The sequence below is a fragment of the Streptomyces sp. NPDC088730 genome (genome assembly GCF_044751215.1).
GTDB lineage: Bacteria > Actinomycetota > Actinomycetes > Streptomycetales > Streptomycetaceae > Streptomyces.
On the sequence record NZ_JBIVLK010000010.1, the window covers coordinates 75365 to 93421 of the forward strand.

At 70.9% G+C, this 18057-nt stretch carries 7 protein-coding genes and 1 pseudogene; 2 read left to right on the forward strand and 6 right to left on the reverse strand.

Annotated elements, in window-relative coordinates:
- Window positions 1-63 precede the first annotated feature (63 nt).
- Both ACIP89_RS26530 and ACIP89_RS26535 read right to left on the reverse strand, forming a co-directional pair.
- The gene (locus tag ACIP89_RS26530; protein WP_402117132.1) at window positions 64-6288 is read right to left on the reverse strand and encodes a type I polyketide synthase; all 6225 of its coding nucleotides are present in this window, start codon (window positions 6286-6288) and stop codon (window positions 64-66) included.
- Window positions 6289-6352: 64 nt separating this feature from the next.
- Window positions 6353-12895, reverse strand: a complete 6543-nt coding sequence (locus ACIP89_RS26535; protein WP_402117134.1) for an SDR family NAD(P)-dependent oxidoreductase — start codon at window positions 12893-12895, stop codon at window positions 6353-6355.
- 245 nt (window positions 12896-13140) lie between these two features.
- On the opposite strand from ACIP89_RS26535, the pseudogene ACIP89_RS26540 reads away from it, so the two are divergent.
- Window positions 13141-13482: pseudogene (locus tag ACIP89_RS26540) on the forward strand (endonuclease/exonuclease/phosphatase family protein); the annotation flags it as partial.
- Between the two features lie 194 nt (window positions 13483-13676).
- Complete coding sequence (locus ACIP89_RS26545; protein WP_402117136.1) at window positions 13677-15071, forward strand: DUF1254 domain-containing protein; 1395 nt, start codon at window positions 13677-13679, stop codon at window positions 15069-15071.
- Window positions 15072-15718: 647 nt separating this feature from the next.
- On the opposite strand, the gene ACIP89_RS26550 is transcribed toward ACIP89_RS26545, so the two are convergent.
- From ACIP89_RS26550 to ACIP89_RS26565, 4 genes are all read right to left on the reverse strand, one after another.
- Window positions 15719-15865, reverse strand: a complete 147-nt coding sequence (locus ACIP89_RS26550; RefSeq protein ID WP_401931316.1) for a hypothetical protein — start codon at window positions 15863-15865, stop codon at window positions 15719-15721.
- A gap of 385 nt (window positions 15866-16250) precedes the next feature.
- A complete protein-coding gene (locus ACIP89_RS26555) occupies window positions 16251-16643 on the reverse strand; it encodes a type II toxin-antitoxin system death-on-curing family toxin (protein WP_402117137.1) in 393 nt (130 codons plus the stop codon).
- Window positions 16640-16834, reverse strand: coding sequence for a ribbon-helix-helix protein, CopG family (locus ACIP89_RS26560; protein ID WP_007445201.1), 195 nt, complete (start codon window positions 16832-16834; stop codon window positions 16640-16642). The genes ACIP89_RS26555 and ACIP89_RS26560 overlap by 4 nt, the downstream gene beginning before the upstream one ends.
- 767 nt (window positions 16835-17601) lie before the next feature.
- The gene (locus ACIP89_RS26565) at window positions 17602-18048 is read right to left on the reverse strand and encodes a hypothetical protein (RefSeq protein ID WP_311302779.1); all 447 of its coding nucleotides are present in this window, start codon (window positions 18046-18048) and stop codon (window positions 17602-17604) included.
- Window positions 18049-18057 lie beyond the last annotated feature (9 nt).

The following is an 18057-nucleotide window of genomic DNA, read 5'->3' on the forward strand; positions in this document are numbered from 1 at the left end:
CGCCGAAGCAATTGAGGTCGGACTTCGCTGCACGATCGCGAAACGGAAACGGCGAACCACCACTCACGCAGGCCGGCGTTGACTGGCCCGTAGCGCAGTGTGGGCACGAGCAGTGATCCATTCTTCGGTGACGTCTGCCGTGTCCGCGGCGGCCGACTCGATCAGGGTGAAATGGTCGGCAGCGACTTCTACGTCATCGTCCGCGATCTCCCAGGCCGGCCAGGGCTGCCCGCTGTCACCGAAGAGTTCACCGGCACGGACAAGGAGGCAGCGGGACGTGATGCGGTCAGCCGGGCGCTCCGCGAGGAGCCTCATGTACGTGCCCATGGAGAGCAGGTTGGCGTCGTCGACGACGACGGCCTTGTCCTCGCGGCTCAGGATTTCCGTCATCACCATCGAGAAGACCCGGTTGGTCTCCTCCGCGCCGTCCGGGGTGGCGGTATCGATCATCACGACGGGCACCGGGGAGTCCCCGGAGGCCTCGAACCGGGCCGCGAGGGAGCGGGCGACCACCCCGCCGACGGAATGTCCGACGAGGACGAAGGGGTCCCCGCCCACCGCCTGCCGGATAGCCTGCTCAAGGACCTCGGTGGCCGCTTCCCAGCTGGCCGGTACGGGCTCTCCGCCGCGGAAACCGGGAAGGGTGCAGACGTAGACGTCGCGCCGGTCCTCGAAACGGGCCGCGAACCGCATGAATTGGTGCGGACCCGAGCCGACCACGAAGGACGGAACGCAGACGATCTTCAGCCGTCTGCCGTCCGCGTCGTCGGCGCCGTCCTCGGCCTGGCGGGCCGCGAGTTGGACGACGTACCCACGAGCGTCCCCGAGCTCCGCCGCGGAGGCGAACGAGCTCTGGAAGCGCGAGGCTTCGATCAGCAGTGGCACCGTGTGCTGGATCGAACCCGAGGTGTGTGCGTGGCTCAGCAGGGTACCCAGGGTGCCCGGGCCGGACCGGCTTTCCGCGCCACTCGGCGCGACCGCCGCCAGGGGCACCGGGACCTCGCCGAAGGTGCCCGCCGTGGTGACGGTGCCGTCGGTCCCGGTGAGGAGGAGCTCGGCCACTGCCTGGGGGGTCGGGTGGTCGAAGACGAGGGTGGCGGGCAGTCGTATGCCGCTGGCCTGGGTGAGGCGGGTGCGGAGTTCGACGGCGCCGAGCGAGTCGAGACCCAGGTCCTTGAAGGCCCGGCCGGGGTCGACCGTCGCCGCTGAGGTGTGGCCGAGTACGGCGGCGGCCTGGGTCCGCACCAGCTCCAGGACGAGACGCGAACGGTCCTCCTCCGCGACGTCGGCGAGGCGCTGGGTGAGGGAGCCGTTGGCGGCCTGGGTGCGGCGTGCGGGCGTCCGTACGAGTCCGCGCAGCAGGGTGGGGAGCAGTCCGGAGCGGGCCTGCTCGCGCAGGGCCGGCTGGTCGAACAGAACGGGTGCCAGCAGGGCGGCGCCCGTCCGCAGCGCCCGGTCGAAGAGGCGGAGCCCGAGTTCGGCGGGGAGGGCGGTGATGCCCGTACGGGCGGGGAGGGCGAGTTCGGCCTCGTTGAGGGCTCCGCCCGTGCCGGTGGCGTCGGCCCACAGGCCCCAGGCGAGAGAGGTGGCGGGCAGGCCGAGGGCGCGCCGGTGGGCGGCCAGGGCGTCGAGAGTGGCGTTCGCAGCGGCGTAGTTGCCCTGGCCGGGACTGCCGATGAGGGCGGCCACGGAGGAGAACAGGACGAAGGAGGACAGGTCCAGACCGGCCGTCAGCTCGTGCAGGTGCAGGGCCGCGTCCACCTTGGGCCCCATCACACGGTCGAGCCGCTCGGGGGTGAGGGTTTCGACGGCGGCTTCGACGGTGGCGTCGTCGAGGGTCCCGGCGGTGTGGACGACGGCGGTGAGCGGGCGGGTCAGCGTGCCGATGAGGGCCGCGAGTTGGGCGCGGTCGGTGACGTCGCAGGCGGCGACGTCGGCCTGGGCGCCGAGTCCGGCGAGCTCCGCGACGAGGTCCGTGGCCCCGGGCGCGGCGGTGCCTCGGCGGCTCGGCAGCAGCAGATGCTTGGCCCCGTACGCCTTCGCGTAGTGCTTGGCGAACAGCGCGCCCAGACCATCCGTGCCACCGGTGATCAGGACCGTGCCCTCCGGATCCAGGGTGGGGCGCGGGGTGACCGCGGCCGTGTCAGCGCGGGCGAGGCGGGGGGCCAGGGGCCCTCCGGCACGGACGGCGAGCTGGGGTTCGTCGAGTCCGGCGAGAGCGGCCCAGTCGAGGGTGGCGGTGTCGGTGCCGTCCTCGGTGTCGATAAGGAGGAAGCGGTCAGGGTGTTCGGACTGGGCGCTGCGGACCAGTCCCCAGACCGGAGCCTGTGCCAGCTCGGGGACTTCGCTTTCGGCCGTCGTGATGGCGTTCCGGGTGACCACGACCAGCCGGGAGCCGGCGAAATCCTCCATCGCCAGCCACTGCTGGAGCAGAGCGAGGGTCCGCTGGGTGACCTCTCGGACCGTGGCACCGGCGGACTCCACCACCGTGACCACCAACTCCGGCGCCGGCTCCCTCGTCGCCACCGCGGTACCGAGCGCGGCCAGATCCCCGTACTCCCCGCCCAGCACGGCGACCGTGGTCCGCGCCACCTGACGGGAGTCGGATACGGCCGTCCAATCGATCCGGAACAGAGAGTGCTGACGACCTCCCTGGGCCGCCTCCAGCTGTTCCCGGCCCCCTGGACGGAAGGCGAGTTCCGCCACGCTGACGACGGGCTCGCCCTGCTCTCCCGCGACGTCGACCCGGAGCGCGTTCTCACCGGCCGAGCCGATCCGTACCCGCACCCGGTCCCAGGCCCGGCCGGTCTCGCCGAGCCGTACGCCCGCCCACGAGAACGGCAGTCCTACCGAGGGTCCGTCGCCCTGGAGCAGCCAGTCCAGACCGCTGTGCAGAGAGGCATCGAAGAGAGCGGGGTGTATGCCGAATCCGTCCGCGGTCCCGGCATGCCCCTCGGGCAGGGCAACCTCGGCGTACACCGCGTCCTCGGCGCGCCAGGCGGCCTGCACGCCCTGGAAGACCGGTCCGTAGTCGAATCCGATACCGGCGAGGCGGTCATACAGTGCCTCGGCCGTGACGGGTTCGGCCCCGGCAGGCGGCCACTGCGCCGCCCGGACCACCGGCTGCTCCGTCTCGGCGGACAGGGTTCCGCGGGCGTGGCAGGTCACTTCGCTGCCCTCGTCCCCCGCACCGTCGTCGGAGCGTGAGTAGAGGGTGACTTCACGTCGGCCGTCCGGCGCGCTCCGCCCGACGACGACCTGGAGCTGAACGCTGGTGTTCCCGTCCAGCGGGAGCGGCGCCTCCATCACCAGCTCGTCGAGTACGGGCGTCCCGACGCGGTGTCCCGCGGCAAGCGCCAGCTCCACCAGCGCGGTGCCGGGGACGATGACGGACCCGAGGACGACGTGGTCTTCCACCCACGGCAGCGTTTCGCTGGAGACGCGGCCGGTGAAGAGCCACTCGTCCCGGTCACCGATCCGGGCACAGGCAGCGAGCACCGGGTGATCCACCTGCCCGAGCCCGGCGCCCGTGACGTCGCCCGTGTCACTGCCGGAGCCGGGCGAGAGCCAGTAGTGCTCGTGTTGGAAGGCATAGGTGGGAAGGTCGACGGGGCGGGCGCCGGTGCCGGCGTAGTAGGCGTTCCAGTCGATGGGGACGCCAGCGGTGTGAGCGTGACCGAGGAAGGTGGCGAAGGCGCTGGTCTCGGATTGGCGTGCGCGCAGCGCCGGGGCGAGAACAAGACCGTCTTCGCCATCGAGGCACTGACGCGTGAGCGCGGTGAGGATGCCGTCGGGGCCGAGTTCCAGGTAGCGGGTGACGCCCTCGCGGTGGAGGGTGCGTACGCCGTCGTGGTAGCGGACGGCGCTGCGGATGTGCTGGACCCAGTAGCCGGGGTCGGTCAGCACATCGGTAACGACCTCGCCGGTGACATTCGAGACAACCGCGATGCGCGGCCGACTGAAGGTCAGCTCTTCGGCGACCTTCCGGAACTCGGTGAGCATCGGTTCCATACGCGGAGAATGAAAAGCATGACCGACCCGCAAGCGGGTGGTCTTACGGCCGAGTTCCTCCCAACGCGGAAGCCACCGGTCCAGAACGTCGAGATCACCGGAGACCACGACCGAACCGGGTCCGTTGACCGCGGCGATCTCCAGACGGCCCTCATACCCGGCCAGAGCCTCGACGACCTCGGACTCTCCGGCCTGCACAGCGGCCATACCACCACCGGCAGGCAGCGCGCCCATCAGCCGGCCACGCGCGGCAACCAGCGCACACGCGTCCGCGAGGGAGAGAACACCCGCGACATGCGCGGCAGCGATCTCGCCGACCGAATGCCCCATCAGGTAGTCCGCCCGGATCCCGAAGGATTCGACGAGCCGGAACAGGGCGACCTCGATGGCAAAGAGCGCGGCCTGGGTGTATTCGGTGGCATCCAGCGTCGAATCCTCCGCGGCGAGCAGCTCGCGCAGCGAACGGCCCAGGAGCGGGTCAAGCTCCCGGCACACCGCGTCGAGCGCGGCGTCGAACACCGGGTAGGAGGAGGCGAGTTCCAGCCCCATCCCGGCGCGCTGCGCACCCTGCCCGGTGAACAGGAAGGCGGTCCTGCCACCCGCCGGCCGCCCCCGAAGCACCCCGGCTCCGGACTCCCCGGCAGCCAGCGTCGCGAGCCCCGCGAGCAATTCCTCCCTACCGCCGGCGACAACCGCACCACGGTGCTCCAGGTGAGCGCGGGTGGTCGCGGCGGAGTACGCGGTGTCCAGCAGTCCGGCCCCGGGCCGGGCCGCCAGATGCCCCCGAAGGCGTTCCGCCTGAGCACGCAACGCCGGCACGTCGTGGCCGCTCACCACCACCGGGAGCGCGGCCGGGCTCTGCCCGGTCCCGGTGGTCCCCGTGGTTTCGGCGGGCGGGCGGGCCGGGGGCTCCTCAAGGATCAGGTGTGCGTTCGTGCCGCTGATGCCGAAGGAGGAGACGCCCGCACGGCGCAGCCGGCTCTCGGCGGCCGGCCAGGGCTCGGCCTCGGCCAGCAGGCGCACCTCACCCGCCGACCAGTCCACCTGCGGGGACGGCGCGTCCACGTGGAGGGTCGCGGGCATGGTGTCGTTCCGCATCGCCATGACCATCTTGATCACGCCGGCGACGCCGGCGGCGGCGGAGGTGTGGCCGATGTTGGACTTGATGGAGCCCAGCCGCAGCGGACCGTTCTCGCGGCCCTGGCCGTAGGTGGCCAGCAGCGCCTGCGCCTCGATCGGGTCACCGAGCCGGGTGCCCGTACCATGACCGTCGACGAGGTCGACGTCCTTGGCCTCAAGCCCGGCGTTGGCCAGAGCCTGGCGGATGACGCGTTCCTGCGAGGGACCGTTGGGAGCGGTGAGACCGTTGGAGGCACCGTCCTGATTGACGGCGCTGCCCCGGATGACACCGAGGATGCGGCGGCCGTTGCGGCGCGCGTCCGAGAGGCGCTCCAGGACCAGCAGGCCCAGGCCGTCCGAGAAGCCGGTACCGTCCGCTCCGGCCGCGTACGATTTGCAGCGCCCGTCGGCGGCGAGGCCGCGCTGGCGGCTGAACTCGGTCAGCAGGAACGGACCGGACATGACCGTGACCCCGCCGGCGAGGGCCAGGGAGCACTCACCCGAGCGCAGGGACTGCGCCGCCAGGTGCAGGGCGACGAGCGAGGAGGAGCAGGCTGTGTCCACGGACACGGCCGGGCCCTCCAGGCCCAGGGTGTACGACACCCGGCCCGAAAGGACGCTGGCAGCACTGCCCGTGAGGCGGAACCCCTCCAGCTCGGACGGCATCCGGCCGCCGTAGTCAGAGGTCAGGGCGCCGCAGAACACACCGGTGTTCGAACCGCGCAGGGAGGTGGGGTCCATGCCCGCGTCCTCCAGGGCCTCCCAGGCGGCCTCAAGGGTGAGGCGCTGCTGCGGGTCGATGGCGAGGGCCTCACGAGGACTGATCCCGAAGAAGCCCGCGTCGAAGTCACCGACGCCGTCGACGAAACCGCCGCCGGTGGCGTACACCTTGCCGAGCCGCTCGGGGTCGGGGTCGTACAGGTTCGCCAGGTCCCAGCCGCGGTCGTCCGGCAGCGGGGTGATGGCGTCGCGGCCTTCCGCGACCAGCTGCCACAGCTCCTCGGGCGAGGCGACCCCGCCCGGGTAGCGGCAGCTCATGCCCACGATCGCCAGCGGTTCCGTGGACTGGCCGAGGAGCCGCCGGTTCTGGAGACGGAGGCGCTCGGTCTCCTTCAGGGACTTGCGGAGCGCCACGATGAGGTCATCCTGGTCTGCCATGGGTGCTAACGCTCCTTGTACGGTCGTGCCACAGCTGACGGCCGGGCCGTGATGGGTGTGGCGCTCACGCCGCGTTCTCCTGGGTCATGCGGATGAGGGCCTCGACGTCCATCTCGTCGATGGACTCGGAGACCTCGGCGCTCTGTCCGGTCTCCTCCGGCCCGCCGACGGCGAGTTCGAGAAGGGGGTCGAGCAGGCCCGCGGAGCGCAGACGGCCGAGCGGGATGGCGGCGAGGGCCTCGCGGATCCGGTCCTCTTCGGAGGACTGGTGTCCGGTGGCGGCGCCCTCGGTGGCCAGGGGGACCAGGTAGCGGGTGACGGCGGTCGGGTTCGGGTGGTCGAACACCAGGGTGGTGGGCAGCCGCAGCCCGGTGGCCTGGGTGAGGCGGTTGCGCAGTTCGACACCGGCGAGGGAGTCGAACCCGAGGCTCTTGAAGGCGCGTTCGGGCTCGATGGCGTCGGGTGAGGAGTGTCCGAGCACGGCCGCGACCTGGCCGCGTACGAGGTCCAGTACGACGCGCTCCCGCTTCTCCTGCGGTACCGCGGCCAGGGTCTGGGCGAGCGAGCCGGCGTCGACGTTGGAGCGGCGGGCGGGCACCTTGGTGAGCCTGCGCAGCAGCCCGGGCAGCAGGCCGGCCCGGGCCTGGGCGCGCAACGCGGCCTGCTCGAAGAGAACGGGCACCACGAGTGCGGCGTCCGACTTCTGGGCCTGGTCGAAGAGTTCCAGGCCGAGTTCGTTGGAGATGCCGCCGAATCCCATGCGCTCCACGCGGGCCAGTTCGGCGGCGTCGAGCTCGCCGGTCATGCCGGTGGCGTCGGCCCACAGGCCCCAGGCGAGGGAGGTGGCGGGCAGGCCGAGGGCGCGGCGATGGGCGGCCAGGGCGTCGAGGGTGGCGTTCGCCGCGGCGTAGTTGCCCTGGCCGGGACTGCCGATGAGGGCGGCCACGGAGGAGAACAGGACGAATGAGGACAGTTCCAGACCGGCCGTCAGCTCGTGCAGGTGCAGGGCCGCGTCCACCTTGGGCCCCATCACACGGTCGAGCCGCTCGGGGGTGAGTCCCTCCACCAGTCCATCGTCGAGCACGCCCGCGGCGTGGACTACGGCGGTCAGCGGATACTCCAACGCACCTATGCATGAGGCCAGTTGGGCACGGTTGGTGACGTCGCAGGCGACGATGCCGGCCTGGGCGCCGAGTCCGGCGAGCTCAGCCGCGAGTTCGGCGGCCCCGGGGGCGTTCATGCCGCGGCGGCTGAGGAGCAGGAGGTGCTTGGCTCCGTACGCCTTCGCGTAGTGCTTGGCGAAGAGGGCGCCGAGGCCGCCGGTGCCGCCGGTGATGAGGACGGTGCCGTCGGGGTCGAAGGGGGTGGGGATGTTGAGGACGGTCTTGCCGGTGTTGCGGTCTTCGTGGAGGCGGCGGAAGGCGTCTTGTCCGCGGCGTACGTCCCAGGTGCGGACAGGAGTGTGGGCGAGGGTGCCCTGTTCGAAGAGAGCGGCGATCTCGCGGAGCATTTCCTGGATGCGGCCGGGTCCCGCTTCGAACAGGTCGTAGGAGCGATAGCGGACTCCGGGGTACTGCTTGGCGATGACCTCGGGGTCTCGGATGTCGTCCTTGGCCATTTCGAGGAAGCGTCCGCCTCGGGGAAGGAGGTCGAGGGTGGCGTCGACGAACTCGCCCGCGAGTGAGTCGAGTACGACGTCCACGCCGCTGCCGTCCGTCGCGGTGATGATGTGTTCGCGGAAGGCGAGGTCACCCGAGTCGGCGATGTGGTCATCGGTCACACCGAGGGCGCGGACGGCGTCCCGCTCAGGCGTGGAGGCGGTGGCGAAGACTGCGGCGCCGAGGTGGCGGGCAATCTGCACGGCGGCCGTGCCGACGCCACCGTGGGCCGCGTGGACCAGCAGCCGCTCACCGGCACGCAGGCCGGCCAGGTCGACGAGGCCGTAGTAGGCGGTCAGGTAGGCGATGGGGATGGCTGCGGCTCGGGCGAAGGTGAACCCGTCGGGCATGGGGACGATCATGGGACGATCGGTGATCGCGCTGGGCCCGAAGGAGTCCGGAATCAGGCCCATGATCCGGTCCCCGGGGGCCAGGTCCGTGACGGCGGCGCCGACTTCGAGGACCACGCCGGCGGCTTCGCTGCCGAGCCGGGCCTCGCCCGGGTACATGCCCAGGGCGATCAGTACGTCGCGGAAGTTCAGGCCCGCAGCCCGGACCCCGACCCGCACCTCGCTGGCACCGAGCGGCCGGCCGGCGTCCGAGGACCGCAGCGCCAAACCCTCCAGCGAGCCTTTGCGCGTCACGCCGAGGCACCAGGTGTCCCCGGCGAGGGCGGAGAGCTCGGCCCGGCCCAGCTGGGGTACGAGGAGTTCGCCCGCCCGGACCGCGATCTGCGGCTCGTCCAGGGAGGCCAGCGCCGCCCAGTCGAGGGTGTTCTCCTCGCTCCCGGCGGTCCGGTCGCCGTCGGAGTCGAGGTCGATGAGGCCGAACCGTCCCGCGTGCTCGGATTGCGCGCTGCGCACCAGCCCCCACACGGGGGCCCGCGCCGGCTCGGGCGCCCTGCCGCCTGCGGCGACGGCGTTCCGGGTGACCACGACCAGCCGGGAGCCGGCGAAGGCCTCCGTCGCCAGCCACTGCTGGAGCAGAACGAGGGCACGGGCGGCGCTCGCGTGCACCGACTCCGCGGTCCCCGCCGGGTCGGCGTCCAGGGCGGCGAGGACCGTCCGGGGTACCGGGGCGCCCTCGGCGAGGGCCTTCTCCAGGGCCGTCAGGTCGGGGTGGCGGTCCCACTGCACGGGGGCGGCGGCAAGCTCGCCGAGGACGGCGACACCGGCCAGGTCGGCGGCCGGGGCCCCAGCGTCGGCCGGTAGGGGCAGCCAGTCGAGCTGGTAGAGGGAGTTCCGGGCCCCGCGCCGGGCGGACTCCAACTGGGCCGGGTCCACGGGCCTGAAGGCCATGGTCTCCACGGTCAGCAGCGGGGCACCGTCCTCGTCGGCGAGAGCGATGCGCACTGCGGAATCCCCGGCGGGGCTGATCCGCACCCGGGCCCGTGTGACGCCGGCAGCGGGGCCGGCACGGACACCGGACCAGGAGAACGGCAGATCGGCGGTGGCACCGGGCTCCCTGTCGAGGAGGGCGCCGTGCAGGGCGGTGTCCAGGAGGGCCGGGTGGAGCGTGAAGCCCTCGGTGCGCGCGTCCTCCGGCAGGGAGATCTCGGTGCAGATGTCGGCGCCCACCCGCCAGGCGGCGCGGACGCCTTGGAAGAGCGGGCCGTAGTCGTAACCGGCCTCGGCGAGGCGGGCGTAGAGGGTGTCCACGGCGACGGGCCGGGCTCCGGCGGGCGGCCAGGCGGCCGGGAACGCGGGTGCCGGTCCGGCGTCGGCAGCGAGCCAGCCTTGGGCGTGACGGGTGACCGGGCGGTCCCCGTCCTCCTCGGAGGTCTCGGGGCGCGAGTAGACGACGAGTTCACGGCGGCCGTCCTCGCCGAGGCGCCCCACGGTGATCTGGAGCTGCCGGGCCGAGTCCTCGTCGAGGACGAGCGGCGCCTCCAGCACGAGTTCGTCGAGTACGGGCGTGCCCGCCTGGCGGCCCGTGGTGAGGGCGGCCTCCACCAGGGCAGCGCCGGGCAGCAGGACCGTACCGAGGATGGCGTGGTCATCGGTCCAGGGCTGCGAGGTACGGGCGAGACGACCGGTGAAGATCCACTCGTCACGGTCGCCGACCTGGACGGTGCCGGACAGCAGCGGATGGCCGAGGCAGCCGAGTCCGAGGGCGGTGGCGTCGCCGGTGCCGGTGCCGGTGCTGGGGGTCACCCAGTGTTGCTCGCGCTGGAACGCGTAGGTGGGGAGCTCGACGCGCTCTGCACCCCTACCGGCGAAGAGGGTGTGCCAGTCGACGGAGGCCCCGCCGACGTGGGCCTCGGCGAGGGAGGTGGCGAAGCGGGCCGGGCCGCCCTCGCCGCGACGCAGCGAGCCGACGGACCGGACGTGGTCGGTGGCGTCGAGGTCCTGGACGGTCTCGTCGACGGCCATGGTCAGGACGGGGTGCGGGGAGAGCTCGACGAAGAGCGTCGCGCCGTTGCCGACGAGTGCGCGGACAGCGGGCTCGAAGCCGACCCGGCCGCGGAGGTTGCGGTACCAGTACGCGGCGTCGAGCTCTGCGGTGTTGAGGAATCCGCCGCGGGTGGTGGAGTAGAACGGGACCGTGCCGTGGCGCGGGGTGATCGGGGCCAGGAGCCGCAGCAGCTCCTCCTGGACGCCCTCGACCTGCACGGAGTGGCTGGCGTAGTCCACGGGGATGCGGCGGGCGCGGGCCCCGTCCTGCTCGCAGACCGACTGGAGCTCGTCGAGTGCGGCGGGCTCGCCCGCGACCACGACGGTGCCGGGGCTGTTGATGGCGGCTACCGAGATCCGGCCGTCGAACCGCTCCAGGTACTTCTCGACGCGATCCGCGGGAAGCAGGACCGACATCATCCCGCCGTGCCCGGTGAGGTGTTCGCGTACGACGCGGCTGCGCAGGGCGACCACACGGGCGGCGTCGTCGAGGCTGAGGCCGCCCGCAACGTAGGCGGCGGCGATCTCGCCCTGGGAGTGGCCGACGACGGCGGAGGGCTCGACGCCGTGGGAACGCCACAGCTTCGCCAGGGAGACCATGACGGAGAAGAGCGCGGGCTGGACGACGTCCACGCGCTTCAGGGTCGGCGCGCCGGGGGCGCCGCGCAGGACGTCCTTGAGGTCCCAGTCCACGTAGCGGGCGAGGGCCTCGCCGCACGCGGTGAGCTCCTCGGCGAACACGGGCTCGGAGTCGAGGAGTTCGACGGCCATCCGCTCCCACTGGGCGCCCTGGCCCGGGAAGACGAACACCGTCTCGTCTCCACCGGGGCGGCCCTCGAAGACGTGGGCGGCGGGCTCGGCCGCGGACAGCGCGGCCAGGCCGGCCAGCAGCGCGCTTCGGTCGGCAGCGACGACGGCGGCTCGGCGCTCCAGGTGGGCGCGAGCGGTGGCCTGCGAGTAGGCGACGTCGGTCACGGTGAGACCGGGCTCGGAGATCAAGTGGGCGCGCAGGCGGTCGGCCTGGGCGCGCAGGGCGGCCTCGCTGCGGGCGGAGACCAAGACGGGCACGGCGGGCAGCTCGCGGGCAGGGGCGCCGGGAGCCCGCGGGGCCCCGGCGGCCGCTTCGGCGGCGGTGTCCGTGCCGGCGGTGGCCGCCAGCTCCGGCTGCTCCGGAAGCGCCGGGGGCTCTTCGAGGATGACGTGCGCGTTGGTCCCGCTGATCCCGAACGACGACACGCCCGCCCGCCGCGGACGGCCGAGCTCCGGCCACTGCTGGGCCCGCGTCAGCAGCCGCACCGTGCCCGCCGACCAGTCGGCCTCCGGGGTCGGCTCGTCCACATGCAGCGTCGCGGGCATGACCCCGTTGCGCATCGCCATGACCATCTTGATGACACCGGCGACACCCGCCGCAGCCTGCGTGTGACCGATGTTCGACTTCAGCGAGCCCAGCCACAACGGCTCCTCGCGACCCTGCCCGTACGTGGACACCAGAGCCCGCGTCTCAATCGGATCACCCAGCTTGGTGCCCGTACCGTGCGCCTCCACCGCGTCCACCTCGGACGCCGACAGCCGGGCGTCGGCCAGCGCAGCCCGGATGACCCGCTCCTGCGACGGCCCGTTCGGCGCGGTCAGCTGACTGCTCGCACCGTCCTGGTTCACCGCGGAGCCACGCAGCACCGCCAGCACCCGGCGCCCGTTGCGCCGCGCATCCGACAACCGCTCAAGCACCAGCAGACCGACGCCCTCGGCCCAGCCCGTACCGTCCGCCGAAGCGGAGAACGCCTTACAGCGCCCGTCCGGCGCCAGCCCGCGCTGCCGGGAGAACTCCACGAACGTACCCGGCGTCGCCATCACCGTCACACCGCCGGCGAGCGCCATCGAGCACTCCCCCTGACGCAGCGACTGCGCGGCGAGGTGCAGCGCGACCAACGACGACGAACACGCCGTATCGACCGTCACCGCCGGCCCCTCGAAACCGAAGGTGTAGGACAACCGGCCCGACGCGATGCTGCCGGCGCTGCCGGTCAACAGGTAGCCCTCGAAATCCTCGGGCTCCTTCGGGGTCCGCGACCCGTAGTCGTCATACATGACACCCGCGTACACCCCCGTACGCGTCCCCCGCAGCGCGGTCGGGTCGATACCCGCATGCTCGAAGGCCTCCCAGGCCGACTCGAGGAGCAGCCGCTGCTGAGGGTCCATCGCCGCGGCCTCACGGGGGCTGATGCCGAAGAACTCGGCATCGAACCAGTCCGCCTCGTACAGGAAGCCGCCCTCGCGGCAGTACGAAGTCCCCAGGTGACCAGGGTCTGGATGATAAAGGCCCTCCAGGTCCCAGCCACGGCCCTCCGGAAACGGACCGACCGCGTCCCGTCCGGCACCCAGCAACTCCCACAGGTCAGCCGGGGAGGCAACGCCACCGGGGAGCCGGCACGCCATGCCCACGATGGCGATCGGTTCATGAGCGCGCTCCTCAAGCTCCCGCACCCGCTGACGGCTCGCCCGCAGATCGACCGTCGCCCGCTTGAGGTAGTCGCGAAGTCTCTGCTCGTTGTCCATGCCTACCTACCGAGTTCCTTGTCGAGTGCTGCAAAGAGTCCGTCGTCGGGCGCCACCTTGAGGTCGGCTCCACCAGGGCCGCACTCCATCGTCCGGAGCGAACCGCGCAGCCTCACGGCGTACGTCTCCGCCGGTCAGGGTTCCGCGGGCGTGGCAGGTCACTTCGCGGTCCTCATCCTCCGCACTGGCATCGGAGCGTGAGTGGAGCGAGAGTAGATGGTGGCTGCACGTGCCGTCCGGCGCGCCTCGTCGACGGCCGGCCCGTCCGGGTCTTCGACGCGCACCTGGCGGAGCGGCGTCAGGAGTCGTTCCGCGCGAGGCAGACCGCCGTACTGGCCGAGGCCGTCGCCCGTTACGACCGCACGATCGTGCTCGGTGACTTCGGAGCGGTCCCGGACACCGCCGAACTCGCCGGGATGTGGGACCCGGCCGCGGACGCGGACCGCGCGTGCGGCCCCTCTGCGGCCGGCGGGTGCGAACCGACCACCGACTGGCGCGGCAAGTCCGGCTACGTCTTCCTGCGCGGCTTCGCTCCGCTCGGACAGGATGCGCATCCCACTCCGTACTCGGACCACGATCTGGTAGAGCCGGTCCGAGGCGCTCGTGGCGGACTCCGCCGCCGGCCGGCCGCGTGGTCCACCGGGTCACCCCTCCTGTTCGGGGCGTCACCCGTTCGGCCCTGCTCGATGGCCGGTGCGGCAGTGAGCGGGAAGCGTGGTCCGTACTTCAGGGGGCTGGAAGGAGACCGCCGGCCCCGGGAACCGGCTGGAAGAGGCTTGTCGTGGCGCATGACCTGGTGGATTTTGAGGACGGCTTTCCGGCGGCGCGGAGTGCGGCTGCCGCGCGGGGCCGACGGGATCTGCGGCGGGCGGTCGAGGCGTACCGCTTCTTCTATCCGACGGTCTCGCTGGAGGGGATCTTCAAGGGGACCCGGGACGCGGGCGCGGTCGACAACGAGACGGCGCTGCTGTTCATCGCCCGGCCGCACCACACCGGCTTCACGCTGAACTCCGACACCCCTTATTCGGGTGGCGTCCTCGACCTGCGCAAGAGCGGGCCGATGGTGATCGAGCTGCCGCCGGGACCGCTGATCGGGCTCGTGGACGACCACCACCACCGGTGGATCGTGGACGTGGGGCTGCCCGGCGCGTACGGAGCGAAGGGCGGCAAGCACCTGCTGCTGCCGCCCGGCTACGACGGGGACGTGCCGGAGAGCGGGTACGTCGTGGCGCGCAGCGACACCTGGACGGCGTTCTGCGCGCTGCGGGTGCTGCCGCTTGGCGGGGATGTGGCGACGGCGAACGCTCTGTTGTCCTCGGTGCGGTTCTATCCGCTGGACCGGAGCGACGACCCGCCGGCGTACACCTTCACCGACTACAGCGACCGCGCCATCGACTGCACCTGCCTGGCCTGGGAGGACAACCTGGAGTTCTGGCGGGTGCTGCTCTCGGTCATCGACTCCGAGCCCGCCGTCGAGGAGATGCGGCCGATGCTCGGGCTCCTCGCCGAGCTGGGCATCGAGGCGGGCCGCCCGTTCGCGCCCGACGACGCGACGGCGGCCCTGCTGACCGAGGCCGCGCGGATCGGGCGCGACGAGATGCTGGTCTCCGCCTTCGCCTCCGACCGGCCCGACCGGACGGTGTGGCCGGACCGGTCCTGGGAGTGGGTGGGGCTGCGGCCGGAGAACGGCACCTTCGAGAGGGAGGGGTCCCTGGACGTCGAGGCCAAGGACCGGTGGTTCGCCCAGGCGATCGTGGCTTCCCCGGCCATGTTCCGCCGGGCAGTGGGACAGGGCTCGCTGTACTGGCTCGGCCTGCGCGACGCCGCCGGGAACTACCTCGACGGCGGCCGCGCGTACCGGCTGACCGTGCCGCTGCCGGTACCGGCCGGCCTGTTCTGGTCCGTGACCGCCTACGACGCGCGGACCCGGTCCGAGGTCGTGGCCGGACAGGGCCGGGCGGCGCTGCGGTCCCTCTTCGAGAAGCTGGAGCCGGCGGACGGCGCCGACAGCGTGGAACTGCACTTCGGACCGGTCGAACCTCCGGGCTCGGGGGGACGGTGGATCCAGACCGTGCCCGGTCGCGGCTGGTTCGCGTACTTCCGCATCTACGGACCGCAGGAGGCGGCGTTCGACGGTTCGTGGAAGCCCGGTGACTTCGAGCCGCTCGAAGGCTGACAGCCGATCTGGACCGCCCGGCCCGCGGACGCCCCTCTGCCGCCCCGCCGCCGGCCAGAGCGGGGTGGCGAAAGGGGGCGGGGCGTCGGCGTATCCGGCGTCATGTTCAAGACCTGCCGAGTGTCAACATCGCTCGTGATCAATACACCTAGAGCGTCATTTCAGCGTCAAGATATCGCCCGTAACACCCACAGTGCACATAACGCACACCAAGCGAACCCTCAGGTTAGAAGCCCTTGTCCGCAGGCTCCGGGATCGCCACACACTCCACATGATGCGTCATCGGAAAGGTGTCGATCTGAGTAAGCCCCAGAAGAGGGCAGGTCAGAGGCACATTCTCGGCTTGATGTGCAGCTTGAAGGATCCCAGAGCGTCATACGCGCGTCACGGCTGACATTGCCGGATCGGTGTCGGGCCACCCGGCTTCGCGGCGAGTGAGGGGGTCCCCTGCGGGCAGATCGGGTTGCCGCAGTCTGTTCTGCCCTCAACGGCACGGAGGAGGCCGCGCGGGCTTCCAGGATTCCTGGAATCGCCTGTACACGCCCCGCTCTCGTCGGCGCAACAGGTCCTCCACCCCCTACAGAACCGCGACCGGCATGCCCGCGATCGCCACGGTCATGTCCGGTCACGATGCATGTGCGGCTCTGTCACCCGTCGAGCGCCACACACTCCCGGAGCACCGGTTCCAGGCGCAGTTGGGTGTCCTCGCGATCGAAGACCTGGAGGGCGTCGAGGAAGTCGACGATCCACCGTGCCTCGTCCTCGTCATCGATCTTGAGCGCGACGGCGGTCACCGCGCCTTCCAGGTCGAAGAGCTCGTCCTTGAACTCGTCGGTGAGTGCCCGGTATCCGGCGGCCGAATCCGCTTACCACGTTCACGGATTCTGTTGAACCGAAGCGTTAACGCTACGAACACGGCCCGGCCGGGGAGACACACCAGCGCCGCCAGCTGCCCCAGCAGTGAAGCTCCTACCGCCAGGGGCCAGCCAGCCAACCACGCAATAGGCCGGTCCTGTGACGGCCGGACGAGAAAGATCCACCACTCCGTGGATGGCGATGGTCGCACGCTGGCAGTCGTAGTCACCTATGGCCAGGTTGACCACGCGCAACAGTCACGGCCCGTGCGTGGGCTCGGTTCCGGATTGGAACGCAGGCGTCGAGCCCCTGCCTCGTCGAACGTCAGGAAACAGGGAACCAGGTCGCGAGGCGTTGAGCGATCACCGGTACATCGATGTTGTCCTGCGCGACTTCCTCGACGAAAGGCCCGGCCACGGAAACGGGCGGCAGGACGGTACTCGCGCTGACGCCGTTGAACCGCAGGAAGACACGCATGGCAAGCCAGGCGGTGCGCTTGTTGCCGTCGATCAGCGCATGGTTGCGGGCGACGGAGTGCAGCAATGCCGCAGCCTTCTCGTGCAGCGTGGGGTAGAGCTCGGCTCCGAACACGTTTGTCCGGGGTCGCTCGATCGCCGACACCAGAAGACCCATGTCACGCACGCTGTGCTCCGTACCGTTGACCGTACGGGCGATGGTCAGGATTTCGTCGACCTGGATGTAGCGCACGTCGGTCACTTCAGGTAGTCCAGGATCTCCGCATCGCTGTCCATGAGCTCGGCCAGGACGTCATCGACCTTCAACTCGGCCCGGTCCTGGGCGTCACGGATGGCCTCAATGGCGAGTTCCTGCTTACTGCGGCCCTCCCGACGAGCACGCTCGGTGAGCTTCGCGTCCAGGTCGTCGGGAAGTCGCAGTGTCATCGCCATACCAGAATGATACCGGACTGGTATCTGGGTGGCGAGGTGATACCAGCGACTGGAGACTTCCGGCCGCGACGCCGTCCTTCGTGGGCCGGCCGGGGCGCGGTCTCCGTTCCGCGGGCGTGCGACGAGATAGCAGCACGCGCCGCCGCCACTGGCAAGGTGCAGTCGGCCCCTGAACTGGAGCCCTTGCCCCGCACCGACAGCCCCCGCCTGCGGCCCAGGGCCGGAGAGGTTTGAGGTTAAAGGCTTCCGATATTCGAGCGTAATCCCAGCGTCAAAAATCCTGCATTGCGCATCGCCACGTCGCCGCGAGACCCACCGACCCTTGAACCTGCAGCTCAGAGCGTTCTGCACAAGCCAACCACTGTCGACGCATTCCGCGAGCGAAAACAGGTCGAGCTGACCACCTGGAATGCAAAACGGCAGGTCAGACGCCCTTCACGGCCGGCTCCAGAATCGCCACGCACTCCACATGATGCGTCATCGGGAAGACGTCAGAAGGGGAGGATCTGACGTATTTGCAGGTCAGCGGCCATTTGTAGCCCGCCGAAGGACCCCACAGACTCCAAGAGCGTCAAACGAGCGTCACAGCCGAGGAATGAACTTGGCCTCCGCCCAACGTCAGCCAGCGGTAAACGCTCGCGCCGCCCCGCCAGCGTTCGCGGCCCTGACCGACTGACCTCCAGCGGCGGTCAGACCGCCCTCAGCCTCAATGTCCACCCGGCCCGCCGTCGGCGCTTCTCCGTGAGAAGGCCAGGCACGAATGGGTCTCAGTAGTCCGGCAAGGTTTCCAGTGCTTCGCGCAGCTCATCGGTTGAGTAGCCAGTGCGAAGGGACATCTCCCGCGGACTGTGAGCATGGAGGATCCAGCGCGCCGCAGGGGCCCACCACTGCGCGACGCTCGCGGGAACGGTGACGGTCATGTGGGCGGGCGCCGCACAAGGGTCGGTGTCTCCGTCGGTGGCAAGAGCTGGTGCGGCGTCCGATTCAGGGAGCGCCGTCGAGAAGACAAGTGTCAAACGGCTGGCTTCACCATACTCTTTGGACTTCCGACGAGCGCTTCTGAGCCGCGACAACAGATCACCCAGTTCTTCGGCATCGCATCCGAAACCCTGCAGCCTCTCGGCGGGGAACTCATTGAGTTCACGCGTCAGGAAGTAAAGCCTCGTGAACTCCGAGTAGGAGAGACTGACGCTGCGGAGATTTTGCTCGGACATACCGCTCCT